Below are 18919 nucleotides of genomic sequence, written 5' to 3' on the forward strand. Positions count from 1 at the left end.
GTCTCATGAACATCACCGTCGTCCAGCACCCGCTGGTGCAACACAAACTCGGCCTGCTGCGCGAAGCCGATACCAGCACCATGAAATTCCGCCAGCTGACCCAGGAACTGGCGCGCCTGCTCGCCTATGAAGCCACCCGCGACTTCGAACTGGAAAGCGTCACCATAGATGGCTGGTGCGGCAAGATCGACGTCCAGCAGATCAAGGGCAAGAAAGTCACCGTGGTCCCCATCCTGCGCGCCGGCATCGGCATGCTGGACGGCGTGCTCGACCTGGTGCCCTCCGCCAAGATCAGCGTGGTCGGCCTGGCCCGCAACGAAGAAACGCTGGAACCGGTGTCCTACTTCGAGAAATTCGTCGGCAATCTGGACGAGCGCATCGCCATCATCATCGACCCGATGCTGGCCACCGGTGGCTCCCTGGTCGCCACCATAGACCTGCTCAAGCGCAATGGCTGCAAGCAGATCAAGGCGGTGGTGATGGTGGCCGCGCCCGAAGGCGTGAAGATCGTCAACGACGCCCACCCGGACGTGCAAATCTACGCCGCCTCGCTCGACAGCCACCTGAACGAGCACGGCTACATCATCCCCGGCCTCGGCGACGCCGGCGACAAGATCTTCGGCACCAAGCAAGCCTGATCATGAGCCCATCCAGCGCCGCTGCTCCCATTACCGGAAGCGGCGCTTTTTTGCGCCCGCGCGCAAGCCGCCGCACCCCAAAAAAACCAATAGAAACGACCAGAGGAAATCTCGCATGTTCCAACAACTGAAACTGGCCGTGTCCGGCGCCCAGATCCTGTTCGTCGCCTTCGGCGCGCTGGTGCTGGTGCCACTGCTGACCGGCCTCAATCCGGCGATGGCGCTGCTGGGCGCCGGCGTCGGCACCCTGCTGTTCCAGCTATGCACCCGTCGCCAGGTACCCATCTTCCTGGGCTCCTCCTTCGCCTTCATCGGCCCCATCATCTATTCGATGCACACCTGGGGCCAGGGCGCGACGCTGTTCGGCCTGTTCTGCGCCGGCTTCATGTACTTCCTGTTCGCCGCCGTGGTCCGCTGGCGCGGCATGGACTTCGTCAACCGACTGCTGCCGCCGGTGGTGATAGGCCCGGTGATCATGATCATCGGCCTGTCGGTGGCCACCGCCGCATCCGGCATGGCGATGGGCCTGGCCGGCGGCAAGCAGGCGACGCCTTATGGCGTGTCGATGCTGCTGGCGGCGATCTCGCTGAGCACCACCATCGTGGTCTCCATCTTCGCGCGCGGCCTGTTCAAACTGGTGCCCATTCTGGCCGGCGTCATCGTCGGCTATATCGCCGCCGCGCTGTTCGGCGTGGTGGACTTCGCCAAGCTGGCCGCCGCGCCGTGGTTCGCGATGCCGGCCTTCCACAGCCCGGAAGTCAACTGGGCGGCCGCGCTGTTCATGCTGCCGGTGGCCATTGCGCCGGCCATCGAGCACATCGGCGGCGTGATGGCGATAGGCGGCGTCACCGGCAAGGACTACACCAAGTCGCCGGGCTTGCACCGCACCCTGGCCGGCGACGGCCTGGGCGTCTGCGTGGCCGGCCTGATCGGCGGCCCGCCGGTGACCACTTACGCCGAAGTGACCGGCGCGGTAATGATCACCCGCAACTTCAACCCGGTCACCATGACCTGGGCCGCGCTGTTCGCGATCGCCATGGCCTTCTTCGGCAAGTTCAACGCGCTGCTTCAATCCATCCCGCTGCCGGTGATGGGCGGCATCATGGTGCTCTTGTTCGGCACTATCGCCTCCATCGGCCTGAAAACCCTGATCGAGGCCAAGGTGGACCTGATGGAACCGCGCAATCTGGTGATCATCTCGGTGGTGCTCACCGCCGGCATCGGCGGACTCAGCCTGAAGCTGGGCGATTTCGAACTGGCCGGCGTCGGCCTGTGCTCGCTGCTGGCCATCGTGCTGAACCTGCTGCTGCCCAAGCGCGCCGCCAGCCATGACGGCATCGTCGAGGGCCAGGACGTGTAAGAGCCTGTTTACGATCTGCTGCGCTTCCGCGATACGGCGTTGGAAATGACCTCAGAATGCTCATGTACCCTATGTACATTCCGCTTCTTCGGTCATTTCCGCCTTGTCTCGCTCTTGCTCGCGAGATCGTAAACAGGCTCTAAGAACCCGCTCGCAATTGAGCCCATCCAGCCGGCATCCTCGCGGACGCCGGCTTTTTCACGGCCTCAGCTCACCCGCCTCCACCGCCCGTTCCAGCCGTTGGATGAACCACTGCAAAGCCTTGCCCGGCTGCGCCTGCTTCCAGGCGAAACACATCTGGTGGTCCGGGCTATCCTCCGCCACCTCCTTGGCCACCAGTTCACCGCTGGCCAGATAAGGGCCCACCATGGAACGCGGCAGATAGCCGCTACCCAGGCCGGCCAGGATCACGTCCAGCTTGGCGCGGCTGCTGTGCACGGTCAGCACCTCCTGTCCATCCAGCAAACCGCCGGTGCGCGGCTGCAAGCGCCGCGAGGTGTCGCCTATCGCCACCGCGCGGTGCTGACGCAGCACATGCGGCGGCAAGGGCTTGTCCTCCGTCGTCAGCGGATGGCCGGCGGCCACCACCAGCACGAAATCATAGCTGCCTATGGTGCGGGTGAAATAATCGCCGGGCGGCGGCATATTGGGCGCGCCTATCACCAGGTCGGCGCGGTCGTCGTACAAGGCGTCCCAAGTGCCGCCGAAAATCTCACTGCGGAAAATCAGCCGCGTCGCCGAGGCCAGTTGATCGAATTCCGCGATCAAGGGAATCACCTGGGCGAAGTCCACCAGATCGCCGATCACGATGCGCAACTGGTGCTCCCAGCCCTGAGCCTGCTTGCTGACGCGCAGTTCCAGCTGGCGCGCCGCGTCCAGCAAATGACGGCCGTCTCGCAGCAGGCGCTCGCCGGCCGGCGTCAGCCGGGCGCGGTGGCCGCTGCGATCGTAGATCTGCACGCCCAGGCTCTGCTCCAGTTTCTGCACGGTATAGGTAACCGCTGACGGCACCCGGAACAAGGCGTCCGCGGCGGCGGCGAAGCTGCCGTGGTTGTCGATGGCGTCCAGCACCAGCAAAGCGTCGAGTGATAGTTTCATATTCAAATTTACTGATGGTTCAGTGCAAATCATTCCGCTATCTGCAGCGGGAAAACATCCTTAAGATTCAGTCACTAAGTCGCACAGCCCGCCAAACAAGGCGATACGACCACTTAGCGGTGAAGCGAGACGATTCTAGCATTTTGAACATCTTCTCCGCCGCCAAGCCACTCAATCACACAAGGATTTTGACCATGTTGAAGCACACCCTTATTGCCGCCCTGTCTTTGATCGTGTTGTCCGGCGCTGCCACCGCCGGCGGTGAAGGCGCCAGCAACGCCCGTGAAATGCGCGAGCGCATGCAGGCCCAGATCGCCGCCAAGCAGGCGCAAGCCCCGGCCCAGGCTCCGCAAGCCAAATAAGCGAACCTACACTTTACAAGGAATTCCCCATGCTGAAACAAACCGTAATCGCCGCCCTGTCCCTGATCGTATTGTCCGGCGCCGCCACCGCCGGCGGCGAGGGCGCCAGCAATGCCCGCGAAATGCGCGAGCGCATGCAGGCCCAGATCGCCGCCAAGCAGGCCCCGGCGCAAACCGCCCAAGCCGGCAAATAAGCACATTGTAAACGCGATCAAAACTCATTAGCACACCCGCACAATCGTTTACCGCACGGCGCCCAGGCTCGCCATAGAATATCGACTCAAGCCCAAGCCGCCGCAAACCGGCCCATGCGGGCAAGATCGTCGCGAAAGGAAACCATCATGAAAAAAGCCATACTGAGCACGCTGTCCCTGCTGCTATTGTCCGGCGCCGCCATGGCCGGCGGCGAAGGCGCCAGCAATGCCCGCGAAATGCGCGCGCGCATGGATGCCCAGATCGCAGCCCAGCAGGCCGCTGTCCAGCAGGACAGCAAGCAACAAGCCAGCACCCAGCAGGACAACGCCGGCAGCAAGAGCTGATGCCGATATCGCGCCCTTCCGCCGCTATCGCGGCGAAGGGCCGCGCCGCCAAGCCTGGGCGGCACATATTCCTTAGCAAATTGCCACCTGCTTTCAGCAGACAAGCCGTCGGCATTCACTAGAATTCAAGAGCAAAACCAGCCGTCATCGCGGCGGGCTTTGCCAGGCCCGCAGCCGACCCCGTCGACGCTCAGCGCCGCACCGGTCGACCGGTCAATCTGTCATGAAAGGAAACATCATGCTGAAGAAAACCGTACTGACCACTCTGTCCCTGATCCTGCTGTCCAGCGCCGCGTTGGCGGGCGAAGGACTCTCCAATATGTGGGAAATGCGCGCGCGCATGGATGCGCAACTGCAAGGACAGCAACAACAGGCGCCGCAGGCGCAAGACGCCTCCGGCAAATAAACCCAGCAACGCCAGGCCAGCGCCTGCTTACGCAGGCGCTTTGTCATTCCGGCCGGCGCAGCCGCGCCATGATCAAGGTGTCCTCATAGCGACCGGCGCGCAGTTGCTCCATCCGCCGCCGTCCTTCCAGCTCGAAACCGAACTTGCGGTACAGCGCGATCGCCGGCTCGTTGTCATGCACCACCGCCAACTCCACCCGCAGCAGCCCCAGCCAGTTGTCGGCCAGTTCCAGCAAGGCCCGCAGCAAGGCCGATCCCACGCCGCGACCATGCCAGTCCGGGTGCACCACGATGAACAGGCTGGCCGCGTGCCGGATGCGCGGACGCTCGTTACCTATCAGGCCGGCATTGCCTATCACCCGCCCTTCGGCGTTACAGGCCACCAGGGAATGCACATGTGGCGGCGTTTGCGCCAGTTTCCGCCGCCAGTCCTCGACCGATTGATAGGGCAGTTGCAATGTATTGGCCACCACCGGCTCCAATACCATCATCGCCGCCAAGGCGGACGCATCTTCTGGCTCCACTTTCCGGATACGCAGTTCCTGCACAATTCATCTCCTGTCGATTATCGCGATTCAATCCATTCCTCATCATCAGCGGAATCGGGCGAGCCCGGCAAGAGGAAATGACAAAGTGATTTCAGCGCGGCGCAAGTCCCGGCCAAAACAGGTATCCTGATACGTTGCGACAAGCCCTCTCAACACCTCTAAGGAGCGCATTTATGCTGATGCACAAGGAGCTGGCCAGCCTGCTGGTGGTGGATGTTCAGGAAAAGCTGGCGCCGGCGGTGGTGGACGCCGCCGGCATGGCGGCGTGCTGTCGCTGGCTGATAGGCGTGGCCGGCGACAACGGCGTGCCGGTGGTGTTTTCCGAGCAATACCCGCGCGGCCTGGGACACACGCTGCCGGAACTGCTGGCCCAAGCGCCGGCGCCGACCGTGGTGGAGAAAACCCATTTTTCCTGCGTCGCCGCCAACTGTCTGCCGGAAGCCGTCTTATCCCGGCCGCAGGTGATCGTCTGCGGCATGGAAGCCCATGTCTGCGTATTGCAGACCGTGCTGGAATTGCTGGAGCTGGATAAACAGGTATTCGTGGTGGCGGACGCGGTGTCCAGCCGCAAGGCTTCCGACATCGAGTTGGGCCTGCAGCGGATGCGCGACGCCGGCGCCGTCATCGTCAGCAAGGAAATGGTCTTGTTCGAGTGCCTGCGCCAGGCCGGCGGCGACCATTTCAAACGGATGAGCCAGTGCTACCTGATGGGCGAACAGCCCTGAAAACCGGTTCAAAGCCTGTTGCGCACGGCTTCGAAATGCCCATGCGCCACGCGTGCATTCCGCTTTCTCAGCCGCAGCGCCTTGTCTCGATCTAACGCGCGAGACTTTGCGCAGGCGCTGAAAGCGAAACGGGGTCGCCGGCTTCGCCGATCGACCCCGATCCAAGGCGGCTGTGCCGCTCTCTTATCCCCTTTGGAGACTGGCGCGAGACGCCGGGCCATGCCCTGGCGTCACCAGATCGCTTTATAAATAGCAATTGTCGTGCCAAGTTAACAGTTCAACGCCAAGCCGTTGATTGCTTAACAAATTCGCAACACAATGCCAGCATAGCCATGCTTTAATGGGCGCTGCGGCGGCAAAACCTGCACCAATACAAGGCAGGCCGCACCAAAAATGTGCATTCATTGCGCGCCCGACGAACTTTATCCAATCGGCGCGCGCCTAACATCAAGGCGCGCCAGGACCAGCCCGCCTTGCGCCCCCAGCCAACGGACCGCAGCCATCGGCCCGCCACGAAAAAGACAATAGGAAACCACATCATGCAAGCAAGCGCTTTCAAGGACATCCTCAACACCCTGCCCGCCGTCGACGACATCCACGCCATCGTGCTGCTGAACGCCAAGGGCGAGCCGGTCGGCCGCCTGGACAATCAGCCCGGCAGCGCCGGCTCGGTCCGCGTCTATCACGCGCTGATCAAGCGCCACGGTCACATCGACCGCAAGGCCGCGCGCGAAGGTCTGGAACTGTACGCCGAACACACGCCGGACGCGCGCGCCAACCCGGGCAAGCATCCCAATATCGACCGCCTGCTGTCCATCGCCGAGGCCGACGCCCCCGGCCTGCGCGCGCGCCTGGTGCTGAGCCAGGACGATTGACGCCGCGCGCCAGCGCGCGCAAACAAAAAGCCCGCTCGAATGAGCGGGCTTTTTGTTAAAGCGTTCCTGAAAGCAGGAATTAAGCTTCGGCAACCACCACGATCTTGATCGGGGTCACGACGTCGTGATGCAGAGCGATCTCGATGTCGTACTCGCCGATGGCCTTGAACGGGCCGTTCGGCAGGCGAACTTCGGCGCGCTTAACCGCAACGCCGAAGGCGGTCACGGCTTCAGCCACGTCGGCGTTGGTCACGGAACCGAACAGACGGCCGTCAACGCCGGCTTTCTGAGCGATGGTGACAACGGCTTCGTTCAGCTTCTCGGCACGGACCTTGGCATCGGCCAGGATCTCGGCTTGCTTGGCTTCCAGTTCGGCGCGACGAGCTTCGAACTGTTTCAGGTTGGCTTCGGTAGCGCGCTTGGCTTTGCCTTGCGGGATCAGGAAGTTACGGCCGTAACCATCCTTGACTTTAACCACATCACCCAGTTGACCCAGGTTGGCAACTTTTTCGAGCAGAATGATTTGCATCTTTTAAGTTCCTTTTCCCGGCTTAGTGCTGGTCGGTGTACGGCAGGAAGGCCAGGAAGCGAGCACGCTTGATAGCAGTGGTCAGCTGACGCTGGTAGCGGGCCTTGGTGCCGGTGATGCGAGCCGGAATGATTTTGCCGTTTTCGGCGATGAAGTCTTTCAGGAGATCAACGGATTTGTAGTCGATTTCCTTGATGCCTTCTGCCGTGAAGCGGCAGAACTTCTTGCGCTTGAAGAGTTGACGAGCCATTTTGACTAACCTTTTACAAATTCAACATATTCGATATTGAGTACCAACCGCGGATTCCTGAGGCTGCGCTGGGACAGAAAGCCGGTGAGATTCACCGTGTTTCCCGCCAGTTTCCCGGAAAACTTCCGGGCTTCTTCGCCTATCAGCACGGCCTGTATTTCGCAGGCCACATCCCGATCAAAACCGTGAGCTGTCTGTCTGGACTGATGCTTGAGCCACATTTCCAGCACCGGCAAGCCGGCGGGGGTGTATCTCAGCGCATCCTCGCGGTCGACCGTGGCGGTCAGTACCAGACGGTTCTGCAAGACCTCGCTCCTCGCCGATTAGGCGGAAGCTTCAGCCTCGGCTGCCGGCTGCTGGGCGTCCAGCAGGTTCTTGGCCTTTTCGTCCTTCATCATCGGGGACGCTTCGGTAACCGCGCGCTCCAGCTTGATGGTCAGGTGACGCAGAACAGCGTCGTTGAACTTGAAGGCGTGTTCGATTTCGGCCAGGGTCTCGGACTGGCACTCTACGTTCATCAGAACATAGTGAGCCTTGTGCAGCTTCTGGATCGGGTAAGCCAGTTGACGGCGGCCCCAGTCTTCCAGACGGTGGATCTTGCCCTCAGCGGCCAGAACCATGCCCTTGTAGCGCTCGATCATGGCCGGAACCTGTTCGCTCTGGTCCGGGTGGACGATGAACACGATTTCGTAATGACGCATGTTAACTCCTTGTGGCTATTGAAGCCTTTTGCCATGCAGTTGCAAAAGGCAAGGGGTTGAAACCGCAGCATTCTACGCGCTTAAACCACCGCAAGCAAATAAATCAGGGGCTTCCGCGCCGCGTGGTCGTGACTCTGTGGCGCAGGCAACGACTTGGCGTCAGCCCGCGTCTCGCCAAACAGGGCATCAGACCCTGTTCTAAACCTGGCGCGCAAGAGCGGGATAGGTGAAAACGGCTAAAACATAGGAATGCACTCGTGTGCATATGAGCGGTTCTGAAGATGTTTTCAAGGCCGCATCGTCTACGCGCAGCGGACTCTGAACAGGTTCTCAGAGTTTTTTGTCGCGCGTGATATCCACCACCACGCCATTGCGTAACGTCACCGTGGTGGTGTACGGAATGGTGTCGTCGGCGATCCAGGACAGCGCGCGGGTATTGGACTCGGTCACTCCCGTCGCGCTCTTGGTCTTGGTGGTCGGGCCGTCGCTGCTGTAATCCGGCGCGCCGGCCTGGGACACCAGCTCGGCCTCGGACATGCCGTTGTGCAACTTGATATACACCTCGAACGGGATGGGCGCGGCCGTGGCCAGCGTCGAAGCGGCCAATAGCAGGCCGGCAAGCACGCGTTTCATATTGGCATCCTTCATCGTGCGCCGATCAGCGCACTTTCTTGACCACGTCTATCAGTTCGGTGACCATTCCGGTGGCGTCGCCCTGCTGCAGCGCCCGCGTCACACAGCCCTTCATATGGTTTTCCAGCAATTGCATGGACACCGCGTCCAGCGCCGACTTCACCGCCGCCACTTGGGTCAGGATGTCCACGCAGTAGCGGTCCGCTTCCACCATGCCGCTGATGCCGCGCACCTGGCCCTCGATGCGCGCCAGCCGTTTGATCAGCGCCGCCTTGCCCGGCTGCACCACGGTTTTGTCGGAAAGCTGCGCCAGCTCTTCGCAGCAGCCGTCCGGCGTTTTTTCTCGCGTCATGTCGATCCCGAATCTCCAAACCCTAATCCAAACCATCCCAAGCCTTGTTCCGCCCGCCGGCGGCGGACGGAAGCACGGCTCATTGTGACGCAGTTGCGCGCGGACGCCTAGGGCTGCACCCGCAGCATGCCCATCATCCCGGCATCCTCATGCTCCAGAATGTGGCAGTGGAACATGCGCAGGCCCGGCATGTCCTGGCGGAAACGCAGCCGCAAGGTCTCGCCGGCGGAGACATTGGCCACATCGCGCCAGGCCAGGAAGGATTCCTCGCGCCAGACACCGTTGTTGCGGCGCGCCAGCACCTGGAACTGGGTGCCGTGGATGTGGAAGGGATGATCCATATCCGCCTGGTTATCGATGTCCCACTCTTCCACCTGGCCAACCTTGCCGTGGAAATCCACCCGCTCCATGTCGAAGGTCTTGCCATTGATCAGGAACATCGCCTGCGGATTGGCCATGTCCTCGGACAACACCACCCTGCGCCGCAGCGCCGGCGCGCCCAGCGGCGCGATCTCGCGCAGCCGCGCCGGCAGCGCGGCGGTCTTCCGCGCCGGCCCCTGCCGCAGGCTGAGCAGGTTCAGCGTCGCCTCCTGCTCGGCCGACATCATCTTGCCGCGCCGATACGGCAGGGCCAGCAGGCCGGCGCCGTGACCTGGCGCGAAGCGTCCGGTCACCACCAGTTCGGCGCGCGCGCCGGGCGGCAGCAGCACGCTGTCCACGCGGAGCGGCCGCTGCAGCAGGCCGCCGTCGCTACCCACCAGTTCCAGTTCGTGGCCGGGCAGGACCAGCTTGAGCACGCGCGCGCTGCTGGCGTTCCAGACCCGCCAGCGCTGGCGCTCGCCGACGCCCAGCGTCAGATGCGGCCGCCAGGCGCCGTTGACCAGCAGGAACTGGCCTTCGCGGCCGTCCATGCGATCGGCGTCGCTATTGGCCGCGATCTTGCCGTCGGCGTCCAGCTTCAGGTCCGACAACACCAGCCTTTGCTCCGGCAAGTGGGCCAGCGGGTCCTTGCGGCTCTTGACCACGAACACGCCGGCCAGGCCCATATACACTTGCTCGGCAGTATGGCCGTGCGGGTGCGGGTGATACCAGTAACTGCCGGCGCTGTCTTCCGGCAGCGTGAAGCGGTATTCGCGGCTCTGTCCCGGTAGCACCGGGTCTTGCGGATTGCCGTCCTGTTCCGCCGGAATCGGCAAACCGTGCCAATGAATGGTGGTGGGCTGGGACAGATGGTTTTCGAAGTGCAAGCGCACCTCGTCGCCTTCGAACACCTCTATCGCCGGCCCCGGCACCTGGCCGTTATAACTCCAGAACACGGTGGCGGGCTTGCCCGGCAACAAGGGCAAGGCCTGCGCGCCGGCGCTGAGCGCCGCGCTGAACACGCCGGGCAAGGCGCTCTGATTACGCAGCAGCGGCAGGGCCGGCAAAGCCAGGCCCGCCGGCAAGCCCAAAGCGGCCGCGGCCGGCATCGTTTCGGCGTCCATCACGCCATGCCCCATCGCCGCATGATCCACCGCCGCGGGCGTTGCCGCCCAGGCCTGCCGCAACAACGGAACCAGAGCCAACGCCGCGCCGGCGCCGATGAATCCACGTCTATCCATCACTGCACTCCCCTCTCGCAAATAGGATACCCAGGTAAGGTATCAACAAGACTACGGCGGCGCCAGATCGGTTCCGTATTCTGTCTACTTTTTTAGGCTCGCATCTGATCACAGTCAAACCCCGCGCCCAAGAAAAAGCCCCCGAGGACGGGGGCTTGGCGGTGCGGGCGGCCAGGGATCAATCGGCCTTGGCCTGGGCCAGCGTGCGTTGGCGGCGGCTTTCCGACAGCACCATGCCGGCGGACACCGACACGTTCAGGCTTTCCACGGTGCCGAACATCGGGATGGACACCAGCACGTCGCAATGCTCGCGGGTCAGCCGACGCATTCCCTCCCCTTCCGAGCCCATCACCCAGGCCAGCGCGCCGGCGGCATCGCAGTGGTAGAGGTCGGTATCCGCTTCCATGGTGGTGCCGGCGATCCAGATGCCGGCGTCCTTCAGGTCGCGCAGCGTGCGCGCCAGATTGGTCACCGTGATATAGGGCATCACCTCGGCGGCGCCGCACGCCACCTTGGACACAGTGGCATTGAGGCCGGCGGAGCGGTCCTTGGGCGCGATCACCGCGTGCGCGCCCATCGCGTCGGCCACCCGCAGGCAGGCGCCCAGATTGTGCGGATCGGTGACGCCGTCCAGGATCAACAGCAAGGGCGGCTCGCTCAGATTGTCCAGCACGTCGTCCAGGTGCACGAAGTTGCGGCTGGCGTCTATCGTCGCCGCCACGCCCTGGTGGCGGGCGTTGCCGCTCATGCTGTCCAGGCGCTCCTTGTCGACGATGTGCAGCTTGATGCCTTCCTCGGCGGCCTTGTCCAGCACCGCCTTGGCGCGGGCGTCGTGGCGGCCGCCGGCCAGCCAGATCTCCAGCAGGCTCTTGGGGTTCTGCCACAGGCGGGCATTGATGGCGTGAAAGCCGTGGATCAGGCGTTTGTTGCTCATGGCGATTCTCGAATGACAATCCCGCCATTTTAGAGCGCGCCGCCGCCGAGGGCAAAACCGGCGTGCGCTCAGCTGCCCAGCACCTCCACCCCGGACGCCAGCGCCAGTTGCCGCTGCTCGCCGGCGGCGGCGATGGCGGCGAGCAAGGCCGGCAGTTCCGCCGCCGGCACCGGGCGGCCGAAATGATAGCCCTGCAGCACCGCGCAGCCCTTGCTGGTGAGGAACTGCGCCTGACGCTCGTGCTCCACTCCCTCGGCCACCACCTGGAATTGCAGCTTGCGCGCCAGCGCCAGGATGGCCTCGGCGATGGCGGCGTTGTCGCCGTCGTCCGGCAGGCCCTCGACGAAGGATTGATCGATCTTCAAGGTATCCAGCGGAAAACGCTTCAGGTGGGACAGCGAGGAATAGCCGGTGCCGAAGTCGTCGATGGACAGGCCCACGCCCAATGCCTTCAACTCGCCCAGCTGGCGCACCGCCTCGACGGGATTCTGCATGATCATGCTTTCGGTGATTTCCAGCTCCAGCCGCGCCGCGGACAACCCCGCCGCGCGCAGCGCCTCCGCCACCTTGAACGGCAGCAACTGCTGTTCGAACTGGCGCGCCGACAGATTCACCGCCAGCCGCGGCACCGCCACGCCCTGACGGTCCCAGACCGCCAGTTGGCGGCAAGCCTCTTGCAGCACCCAGTCGCCGATGGGCTTGATCAGGCCGGTTTCCTCCGCCAACGGAATGAAACGGGCCGGCGGCACCAGGCCCAGCTGCGGATGACGCCAGCGGATCAGCGCCTCCGCCCCCAACACCCGGCGGCTGAGCGCTTCCACCTGCGGCTGGTAATGCAGCTCCAGTTCGCCGCGCTCCAGCGCCAGGCGCAGGCCATTTTCCAGCAGCAGACGCTCGAAGGTCTGGGTGTTCATTTCCGCGGCGAAGAACTGATAAGTGTTCTTGCCCGCTTCCTTGGCGCGGTACATCGCCACGTCCGCGTTCTTGAGCAGGGTCTGGGCATCGGTGCCGTCGTTGGGAAAGACGCTGATGCCTATGCTGCCGGTGACGTAGACTTCGTGGTTCTCCAGCCGCAGCGGCTGGCCCAGCGCCGCCAGCGTGTCCTCGGCGGCGGCCACCAGCGCGGCGGCGTCCTTGAAGCCGGTCATCAGCAGGGTGAATTCGTCGCCGCCCAACCGCGCCAGCAGGCCGCGCGCGCCGACGGCGCGTTGCAGGCGCAACGCGGTCTCGCGCAGCAGCTCGTCGCCGGCCTGGTGGCCGAAGGAGTCGTTGATCAGCTTGAAGCGGTCCAGATCGATGAACATCAGCGCCAGCGAGCCGTTGACGCAATCCAGGCTGATGATGGCCTCGTCCAGCCGCGCGGTCAGGCTGCTGCGGTTGGGCAGCTGCGTCAGCGGGTCGTGATTGGCCAGGAACTGCAAGCGCTCCTCGGCTTGCTTGCGCAGGGTGATGTCGGAAAACACCGCCACATAATTGCTGAGCTCGCCGCCGGCGTCGCGCACCGCCGAGATCGACAGCTCGGCCGGATACCATTCGCCGTTCTTGCGCCGGTCCAGCATCTCGCCCTGCCAGTGGCCGCCGTCGGCCAACGCTTCCAGCATCGCCAGCCGGCCCAGTTGTTTCTGATCGCCGAAAATCCGCGACACCTTGCCCAGCGCCTCGGCCTCGGCATAACCGGTGATGCGGCTGAAAGCGTGATTGACCGCGATGATGCGCGCCTCGGCGTCCATCAGCAGAATGCCTTCCGCCGAGTTCTCGAACACCTTGGCAGCCAGCCGCAGATTGGCGTCCGCCGCCAGGCGCTCGGAAATATCCATCACCACGCCGATGATGGCCTTCTTGCCCCCGTAGTCGAACAAGCGGCTGTGGATTTCCACATCCACCACCACGCCATCCTTGCGCACCGCGCGCGTGCCGTACTGCAGCACCGCGATGTTCTCGCGATAGCGCTTGACGATCTGCTGACGGATGCGCACCGCCTCGCCCGGCACCAGCAACTGCTCCAGGCCCATGCCTTCCAGTTCCTTGGGCGGGTAGCCGACAATGGCGGCCAGCTTGGGATTGGCGTACACCAGCCTGTCGTCCTGCAGGATGTAGATGCCCACCAGCGACTGCTCCACCAAGGCGCGATAGCGCTCTTCCGCCTCGCGCTTGGCCTTCTGCGCCTGGCGGGTCTGGGTGATGTCGGTATCCACGCTGCCGACACCGGCCGGGCGGCCATCGGCGTCGAACAAGGGAAACTTGGTGACCAGCAGATGGCTGAGCACGCCGTTGAACAGAAAGCTTTCCTCGAACTGGCGCGGCTCCAGGCAGGACAGCACCACCGCGTCCTGCTCGCGGATCTGGGCGGCGTCAATGCCGTCGAACAGCTCCTCCACCGTCAGCCCCTGCATGCCCTGCTGCGCGCGCCCCACCCGCCGCGCATAGGCGGCGTTGGCCAGCAGGAAACGGCCGTCCAGCCCTTTCAGCGACATCATATTGGGACTGTTGTTGACCAGGGACTCCACCCGCGCGCGGAACTCGCGCAAGGCGTTCTCGTTCTGACGGTGGCCGTCGGCCAGCACCGACACCAGCAGGGTGGCGCAACTCAAGGCCAGGGTCAGCGCCACCTCGCTGGCGCCGTTGAGCACGCTGGCGTGCATGGTCCATTGCGGCGCCAGCACATACAGCGACAACAACGCCACCACCCAGGCGCCGACCAACGCCGCGCCGCGAAAGCCGACACGGAAGGCCGCCCACAGCATCAGCGGGAAGAACACCAGCTGGCAAGGCAGCGAATAAGCGACGCTGCTGCCCAGCAAGCTGAACCAGAGCACGCCGGCCAAGGCCATGATCAGGCCGGTTTCCAGCGCCTGCCGCCGCGTGGGCGCGGCGCCGGCCGCGTACAAGGCCGGCGGCACGCACAAGGACAGCGCCAGGCCGGACACGCCCCAGGCCTGGGCCGCCCACGACCACAAGCCCTCCATGCCGAACCAGCGCCAGCCATCGCCGGCGGCCAGGCCGGCCAGCAGCACCGAGGGATAGCAGGCCAGGCGCAGCAATACCCGCAGCAGGTCCGCCGGCTGGCGCACCGCCAGCCCCTTCTCGCCGCGCAGACCGGCCGCGTACAGGCCGGGCACCAGCGCGTACAGGCTGATCAACAACAAAGCCGCCCATTGCGGTGACGACCACAATGTCAGCAAGGCAGCGGCCGGCAAGGGCCACCACCAGGCTTGGCGCCAGCCACGGCTCAAAAAGCGGTAGCTCCACACGCCGTGAGCCAGAAACGCCGCCAGCGAAAAACCCAATACCGGCTCGCGCGGCCAGAACGCCGTGCACGCCAGAAACCCCAGAAACACCGCCGCGTCCCGGCAGGCCGATCCGACTGTCACTCCACCCCGCCCCCATCCGCGCGGGCATCCCGCCGCGCGCCGAAATTATTTTCGCATCAAGGTATTATCAACATTCATGCCAAATGAAAAACAAAAGCACCCGGCTGACATACAATATATGCAATCGTCCGCGCAAACCAGACAATGGCGATGAAAAATATTCACCCCGCAAGCTCTTTTCCGCCAACCGCCGCCGCGCGCGCAAGCCCAAGCAACGGACCATCACGGACGGCTGCTATAATCGCGACACCGCCAAGCCCGTAACCGCCAAAACAGTGAAGCTGCATGTTGGATAACCTCCCGCGGATTCCCCCCGCCAGCCAGAAAACCCGTCACGGACGCCTGCCCGCCGGCCTGGACGCCAGCGTCGTCGCCCGCCTCGCCGCCGAGCGACGCCCCCTGCTCATCCTCACCGCCGACGCGCAATCGGCGCAGCGCCTGCAAGCCGAAGCGCCGTTCTTCGCGCCGGCATTGCGCGTGGCCCTGCTGCCGGACTGGGAAACCCTGCCCTACGACCACTTTTCCCCGCACGGCGAACTGGTCAGCGAACGGCTGGCCACGCTATGGCAAATCCATCAGCGCGAATGCGATGTGATCATCGCCCCGGTAGGCACCGCGATGACGCGGCTGGCGCCGATCAGCTACCTGCTGGGACGCACCTTCTTCCTGCAAGCCAAGCAAAGGCTGGACGTGGAACAGCTGCGCGCCAATATGGTCACCGCCGGCTATCATCACGTCACCCAGGTGATGGCCCCGGGCGAGTTCTCCATCCGCGGCGGCCTGATCGATCTGTTCCCGATGGGCTCGGCGCTGCCCTACCGCATCGATCTGTTCGACGACGAGATCGACAGCCTGCGCACCTTCGATCCGGACAATCAGCGCACCCTGTACCCGGTGCCGGAAATCCGCCTGCTGCCGGCGCGGGAATACCCGGCCGACGACAGCGGCGTCACCGCCTTCCGCCAGCGCTACCGCGAGCGCATCGAAGGCGACCCCAGCAAGAGCCGAATCTATAAAGACGTGTCCCAGGGCCTGTGGCCGGCCGGCATCGAATACTTCCTGCCGCTGTTCTTCGACGACACCGCCACCCTGTTCGACTACCTGGGCGACGACGCGCTGATCGTGCAGCACCACGATGTGCAGCAAGCCGCCACCGTCTTCTGGCAAGACGTGGAAGGCCGCTACGACATGGCGCGCGGCGACACCGAGCGCCCAGTGCTGCCGCCGGCCGACATCTTCCTGCGCCCGGACGAACTGATGGCGCGGCTCAAGCCCTATGCCCGCATCGAGCTGGCCGGCGACGGCGAACTGGCCGCCGACTGCGCGCCGCTGCCGCCGTTGGCGGTGGAGCGCCGCGCCGACAACCCGCTACATCTGTTGGACGCCTTCATCCGCGGCGGCCAGCAGCGCATCCTGATCACGGTGGAAAGCCTGGGCCGCCGCGAAACCGTGCATCAATTCCTGCAAGAGCACGGCATCAAGCCGCGTCCAGTGGACAACTGGGCGGAATTCCTCGCCGGCGACATGCCGCTGGCGCTGGCCGTGGCCCCGCTCTATACCGGCTTCGTGCTGTCCGACGCCGGCATCGCCGTGGTCACCGAATCCGAGCTCTACCAGCACGTGGCGCGCAGCCACACCCGCCGCAAGAGCGCGCGCGCCGGTTCCGACTCCATGCTGCGCGACCTGGCCGAAGTCAAGGCCGGCGATCCGGTGGTGCACGAACAGCACGGCATCGGCCGCTACGTCGGCCTGGTGTCCATGGACCTGGGCGAAGGCGAAACCGAGCTGATGCAGCTGGAATACGCCGACAGCGCCACCCTCTACGTGCCGGTCAGCCAGCTGCACCTGATCTCCCGCTACGCCGGCGGCGCGGCGGACCAGATCCACCTGCACAAGCTGGGCAACCCGGCCTGGGAGAAAGCCAAGAAGCGCGCGGCGGAAAAAGCCCGCGACACCGCCGCCGAGCTGCTCAACCTCTACGCCCAGCGCGCCGCGCGCGAAGGCCACAGCTTCAACCTGTCCCACCACGACTACGACGCCTTCGCCGCCGGCTTCGGCTTCGAGGAAACTCCGGATCAGGCCAGCGCCATCGAAGCCGTGGTGCAGGACATGTGCTCCGGCAAACCGATGGACCGGCTGGTCTGCGGCGACGTCGGCTTCGGCAAGACCGAAGTCGCGCTGCGCGCCGCCTTCGTCGCCGTCCTCGGCGGCAAGCAGGTGGCGGTGCTGGTGCCCACCACCCTGCTGGCGGAACAGCATTTCCAGAACTTCTCCGACCGCTTCGCCGACTGGCCGGTGAAAATCGCCGAGCTGTCCCGCTTCCGCAGCGCCAAGGAAAGCAAGGCCGCGCTGGCCGGCCTGGCCGACGGCGGCGTCGACATCGTCATCGGCACCCATAAACTGGTGCAGCCGGACATCCAGTTCAAGAACCTGGGCCTGGTCATCATCGACGAGGAACATCGTTTCGGCGTGCGCCAGAAAGAACAGCTCAAGCGGCTGCGCGCCAATGTCGACGTGCTGACGCTGACCGCGACGCCGATTCCGCGCACGCTGTCGATGGCGCTGGAAGGGCTGCGCGACTTCTCCGTCATCGCCACCGCGCCCAGCCGCCGGCTGGCGGTGAAAACCTTCGTCAGCCCGCTTGCCAATGGCGTGATCCGCGAAGCGGTGCTGCGCGAACTCAAGCGCGGCGGCCAGGTGTTCTTCCTGCACAATGAGGTGGACACCATAGAGAATATGCGGGAGAAGCTGGCGGAACTGGTGCCGGAAGCCCGCATCGGCGTGGCCCACGGCCAGTTGCGCGAGCGCGAGCTGGAACAAGTGATGCGCGACTTCCTACAACAGCGCTTCAATGTGCTGCTGTGCTCCACCATCATAGAAACCGGCATCGACATCCCCAACGCCAACACCATCCTGATCAACCGCGCCGACAAGTTCGGCCTGGCCCAGCTGCACCAGTTGCGCGGCCGCGTGGGCCGCAGCCATCACCAGGCCTACGCCTATCTGCTGACGCCGGACGGCATGACCAAGGATGCGATGAAGCGGCTGGAGGCCATCCAGATGTCCGAGGAACTGGGCGCCGGCTTCTATCTGGCGATGCACGACCTGGAAATCCGCGGCGCCGGAGAAGTGCTGGGCGAAGGCCAGTCCGGCGAGATGCAGGAAGTCGGCTTCGCGCTGTTCACCGAAATGCTCAAACAAGCGGTGCGCGACCTCAAGAAAGGCCGCACGCCGGACCTGGACGCGCCGCTGGGCGTCACCACCGAAATCAATATGCATAGCCCGGCGCTGCTGCCGGACGGCTACTGCCCCGATGTGCACGAACGGCTGGTGCTGTACAAGCGGCTGGCCACCTGCGAGAGCGAACAGGAAATCGACGATATCTACGAAGAACTGATAGACCGCTTCGGCCTGCCGCCGCAAACCGTCAAGACCCTGATAGACAGCCACCGCCTGCGCCTGCTGGCCAAGCCGCTGGGCGTGCAAAAGCTGGACGCCAGCGAAGTGGCCATCCAGGTTCATTTCATCAAGAACCCGCCGATAGACCCGATGAAGATCATCCAGCTGCTGCAGACCAAGCGCAATTACAAGCTGGCCGGCCAGGACAAGCTGCGGGTGGAGGCGAATATCGACGATGTGGCGCTGCGCGTGGTAAGGGTGAAAGAACTGCTGAAGGAATTGAGCGCCTAAACCCTGATATGGAGCCCTCCGCCAGTCACGCCAAAGGCATAAACGGCTGACACGCCCAAGCCAGCGGCATTCAGCCCAGAGGAAAGAAGAAAGCGCTTACTTGAGCAAGATCAAGACAAACGAGGACAGCGTTTCTGAGGCAAAACGTCTTGATCCTTGTTTTTTATGGAAAAATTACTGTCATTGGATTGAAACCGAAAACCCTGTGGATAACTTTGTTGATAAAACTGTGTAAATATGCTCTCAAGCCAGCATCCAGGCTGCTTCGACCTGCATGCCATCCTGGATAAGAAAACAATCAAGTTATT

The 18919-nt window shown here is 63.9% G+C and carries 21 protein-coding genes; 10 read left to right on the forward strand and 11 right to left on the reverse strand.

The genetic code is table 11. The annotated features are described in order from the left end of the window. Positions 1 to 5: 5 nt before the first annotated feature. Together upp and ACE3QM_RS07475 are read left to right on the forward strand one after the other, a co-directional pair. Positions 6 to 638: a uracil phosphoribosyltransferase gene (gene upp, locus ACE3QM_RS07470; RefSeq protein ID WP_019100726.1), complete on the forward strand. Its 633-nt coding sequence runs from the start codon at positions 6 to 8 to the stop codon at positions 636 to 638. 115 nt (positions 639 to 753) lie between these two features. Further along, positions 754 to 1998 carry a uracil-xanthine permease family protein gene (locus ACE3QM_RS07475; RefSeq protein ID WP_374421268.1) on the forward strand — a complete coding sequence of 415 codons (1245 nt, stop codon included), beginning with the start codon at positions 754 to 756 and terminating at the stop codon, positions 1996 to 1998. 198 nt (positions 1999 to 2196) lie between these two features. On the opposite strand, the gene ACE3QM_RS07480 is transcribed toward ACE3QM_RS07475, so the two are convergent. Then, positions 2197 to 3096 carry a LysR family transcriptional regulator gene (locus ACE3QM_RS07480; RefSeq protein WP_231462565.1) on the reverse strand — a complete coding sequence of 300 codons (900 nt, stop codon included), beginning with the start codon at positions 3094 to 3096 and terminating at the stop codon, positions 2197 to 2199. 194 nt (positions 3097 to 3290) lie between these two features. On the opposite strand from ACE3QM_RS07480, the gene ACE3QM_RS07485 reads away from it, so the two are divergent. The 4 genes from ACE3QM_RS07485 (at position 3291) to ACE3QM_RS07500 (ending at position 4403) form a co-directional block, all read left to right on the forward strand. After that, positions 3291 to 3458 (forward strand): hypothetical protein, encoded by a 168-nt coding sequence (locus tag ACE3QM_RS07485; protein ID WP_197081512.1) that lies wholly within the window; start codon positions 3291 to 3293, stop codon positions 3456 to 3458. A 29-nt stretch (positions 3459 to 3487) separates the two neighbouring features. Continuing rightward, positions 3488 to 3652 carry a hypothetical protein gene (locus ACE3QM_RS07490; RefSeq protein ID WP_197081513.1) on the forward strand — a complete coding sequence of 55 codons (165 nt, stop codon included), beginning with the start codon at positions 3488 to 3490 and terminating at the stop codon, positions 3650 to 3652. 147 nt (positions 3653 to 3799) lie between these two features. Further along, positions 3800 to 3997 (forward strand): hypothetical protein, encoded by a 198-nt coding sequence (locus ACE3QM_RS07495; protein WP_231462567.1) that lies wholly within the window; start codon positions 3800 to 3802, stop codon positions 3995 to 3997. Positions 3998 to 4235: 238 nt separating this feature from the next. Next, entirely contained in the window at positions 4236 to 4403 is a 168-nt protein-coding gene (locus ACE3QM_RS07500) for a hypothetical protein (protein WP_197081514.1), read from the forward strand. A gap of 43 nt (positions 4404 to 4446) precedes the next feature. Here ACE3QM_RS07500 and ACE3QM_RS07505 read toward each other — a convergent pair whose 3' ends face one another. Beyond that, positions 4447 to 4950, reverse strand: a complete 504-nt coding sequence (locus ACE3QM_RS07505; RefSeq protein ID WP_048410925.1) for a GNAT family N-acetyltransferase — start codon at positions 4948 to 4950, stop codon at positions 4447 to 4449. Positions 4951 to 5123: 173 nt separating this feature from the next. Between ACE3QM_RS07505 and ACE3QM_RS07510 the strand changes: the two genes are divergently transcribed. Together ACE3QM_RS07510 and ACE3QM_RS07515 are read left to right on the forward strand one after the other, a co-directional pair. Beyond that, entirely contained in the window at positions 5124 to 5675 is a 552-nt protein-coding gene (locus tag ACE3QM_RS07510; RefSeq protein ID WP_374421272.1) for a hydrolase, read from the forward strand. 539 nt (positions 5676 to 6214) lie between these two features. Beyond that, entirely contained in the window at positions 6215 to 6550 is a 336-nt protein-coding gene (locus tag ACE3QM_RS07515; RefSeq protein ID WP_374421274.1) for a DUF2322 family protein, read from the forward strand. 79 nt (positions 6551 to 6629) lie between these two features. On the opposite strand, the gene rplI is transcribed toward ACE3QM_RS07515, so the two are convergent. The 9 genes from rplI to ACE3QM_RS07560 all read right to left on the reverse strand — a co-directional run bounded on the left by rplI (position 6630) and on the right by ACE3QM_RS07560 (position 14921). Then, positions 6630 to 7079 (reverse strand): 50S ribosomal protein L9, encoded by a 450-nt coding sequence (rplI, locus tag ACE3QM_RS07520; protein WP_231462569.1) that lies wholly within the window; start codon positions 7077 to 7079, stop codon positions 6630 to 6632. A 22-nt stretch (positions 7080 to 7101) separates the two neighbouring features. Then, on the reverse strand, positions 7102 to 7329 hold the full coding sequence (gene rpsR / locus ACE3QM_RS07525; RefSeq protein ID WP_011137185.1) for a 30S ribosomal protein S18: 228 nt from the start codon (positions 7327 to 7329) through the stop codon (positions 7102 to 7104). A gap of 5 nt (positions 7330 to 7334) precedes the next feature. Further along, positions 7335 to 7634 carry a primosomal replication protein N gene (gene priB, locus ACE3QM_RS07530; RefSeq protein WP_048410929.1) on the reverse strand — a complete coding sequence of 100 codons (300 nt, stop codon included), beginning with the start codon at positions 7632 to 7634 and terminating at the stop codon, positions 7335 to 7337. Between the two features lie 18 nt (positions 7635 to 7652). Next, on the reverse strand, positions 7653 to 8030 hold the full coding sequence (gene rpsF / locus ACE3QM_RS07535) for a 30S ribosomal protein S6 (RefSeq protein WP_048410930.1): 378 nt from the start codon (positions 8028 to 8030) through the stop codon (positions 7653 to 7655). A gap of 330 nt (positions 8031 to 8360) precedes the next feature. Next, positions 8361 to 8663 carry a hypothetical protein gene (locus tag ACE3QM_RS07540; protein WP_374421280.1) on the reverse strand — a complete coding sequence of 101 codons (303 nt, stop codon included), beginning with the start codon at positions 8661 to 8663 and terminating at the stop codon, positions 8361 to 8363. Positions 8664 to 8688: 25 nt separating this feature from the next. Then, complete coding sequence (locus tag ACE3QM_RS07545; protein WP_048410932.1) at positions 8689 to 9015, reverse strand: metal-sensitive transcriptional regulator; 327 nt, start codon at positions 9013 to 9015, stop codon at positions 8689 to 8691. A gap of 107 nt (positions 9016 to 9122) precedes the next feature. After that, a complete protein-coding gene (locus tag ACE3QM_RS07550; protein WP_374421282.1) occupies positions 9123 to 10616 on the reverse strand; it encodes a multicopper oxidase family protein in 1494 nt (497 codons plus the stop codon). A gap of 178 nt (positions 10617 to 10794) precedes the next feature. Further along, positions 10795 to 11550 carry a 23S rRNA (guanosine(2251)-2'-O)-methyltransferase RlmB gene (gene rlmB / locus ACE3QM_RS07555; RefSeq protein ID WP_048410934.1) on the reverse strand — a complete coding sequence of 252 codons (756 nt, stop codon included), beginning with the start codon at positions 11548 to 11550 and terminating at the stop codon, positions 10795 to 10797. Between the two features lie 68 nt (positions 11551 to 11618). Further along, positions 11619 to 14921: an EAL domain-containing protein gene (locus ACE3QM_RS07560; RefSeq protein WP_374421284.1), complete on the reverse strand. Its 3303-nt coding sequence runs from the start codon at positions 14919 to 14921 to the stop codon at positions 11619 to 11621. A gap of 83 nt (positions 14922 to 15004) precedes the next feature. On the opposite strand from ACE3QM_RS07560, the gene ACE3QM_RS07565 reads away from it, so the two are divergent. Beyond that, positions 15005 to 15217 (forward strand): hypothetical protein, encoded by a 213-nt coding sequence (locus tag ACE3QM_RS07565; protein WP_374421286.1) that lies wholly within the window; start codon positions 15005 to 15007, stop codon positions 15215 to 15217. Continuing rightward, positions 15207 to 18611, forward strand: a complete 3405-nt coding sequence (gene mfd / locus ACE3QM_RS07570) for a transcription-repair coupling factor (RefSeq protein WP_374421288.1) — start codon at positions 15207 to 15209, stop codon at positions 18609 to 18611. The genes ACE3QM_RS07565 and mfd overlap by 11 nt, the downstream gene beginning before the upstream one ends. The last annotated feature ends 308 nt before the right edge of the window (positions 18612 to 18919 follow it).

Source organism: Chromobacterium sp. (genome assembly GCF_041912965.1).
GTDB classification, from domain to species: Bacteria; Pseudomonadota; Gammaproteobacteria; order Burkholderiales; family Chromobacteriaceae; genus Chromobacterium; species Chromobacterium aquaticum.

Bases quoted from the DNA above. Each gene is read 5' to 3' on its own strand.
- upp (WP_019100726.1), top strand. From the start codon at position 6: ATGAACATCACCGTCGTCCAGCACCCGCTGGTGCAACACAAACTCGGC.
- ACE3QM_RS07475 (WP_374421268.1), top strand. From the start codon at position 754: ATGTTCCAACAACTGAAACTGGCCGTGTCCGGCGCCCAGATCCTGTTC.
- ACE3QM_RS07480 (WP_231462565.1), bottom strand. From the start codon at position 3,096: ATGAAACTATCACTCGACGCTTTGCTGGTGCTGGACGCCATCGACAAC.
- ACE3QM_RS07485 (WP_197081512.1), top strand. From the start codon at position 3,291: ATGTTGAAGCACACCCTTATTGCCGCCCTGTCTTTGATCGTGTTGTCC.
- ACE3QM_RS07490 (WP_197081513.1), top strand. From the start codon at position 3,488: ATGCTGAAACAAACCGTAATCGCCGCCCTGTCCCTGATCGTATTGTCC.
- ACE3QM_RS07495 (WP_231462567.1), top strand. From the start codon at position 3,800: ATGAAAAAAGCCATACTGAGCACGCTGTCCCTGCTGCTATTGTCCGGC.
- ACE3QM_RS07500 (WP_197081514.1), top strand. From the start codon at position 4,236: ATGCTGAAGAAAACCGTACTGACCACTCTGTCCCTGATCCTGCTGTCC.
- ACE3QM_RS07510 (WP_374421272.1), top strand. From the start codon at position 5,124: ATGCTGATGCACAAGGAGCTGGCCAGCCTGCTGGTGGTGGATGTTCAG.
- ACE3QM_RS07515 (WP_374421274.1), top strand. From the start codon at position 6,215: ATGCAAGCAAGCGCTTTCAAGGACATCCTCAACACCCTGCCCGCCGTC.
- rplI (WP_231462569.1), bottom strand. From the start codon at position 7,079: ATGCAAATCATTCTGCTCGAAAAAGTTGCCAACCTGGGTCAACTGGGT.
- rpsR (WP_011137185.1), bottom strand. From the start codon at position 7,329: ATGGCTCGTCAACTCTTCAAGCGCAAGAAGTTCTGCCGCTTCACGGCA.
- rpsF (WP_048410930.1), bottom strand. From the start codon at position 8,030: ATGCGTCATTACGAAATCGTGTTCATCGTCCACCCGGACCAGAGCGAA.
- ACE3QM_RS07540 (WP_374421280.1), bottom strand. From the start codon at position 8,663: ATGAAACGCGTGCTTGCCGGCCTGCTATTGGCCGCTTCGACGCTGGCC.
- ACE3QM_RS07545 (WP_048410932.1), bottom strand. From the start codon at position 9,015: ATGACGCGAGAAAAAACGCCGGACGGCTGCTGCGAAGAGCTGGCGCAG.
- ACE3QM_RS07550 (WP_374421282.1), bottom strand. From the start codon at position 10,616: ATGGATAGACGTGGATTCATCGGCGCCGGCGCGGCGTTGGCTCTGGTT.
- rlmB (WP_048410934.1), bottom strand. From the start codon at position 11,550: ATGAGCAACAAACGCCTGATCCACGGCTTTCACGCCATCAATGCCCGC.
- ACE3QM_RS07565 (WP_374421286.1), top strand. From the start codon at position 15,005: ATGAAAAACAAAAGCACCCGGCTGACATACAATATATGCAATCGTCCG.
- mfd (WP_374421288.1), top strand. From the start codon at position 15,207: ATGTTGGATAACCTCCCGCGGATTCCCCCCGCCAGCCAGAAAACCCGT.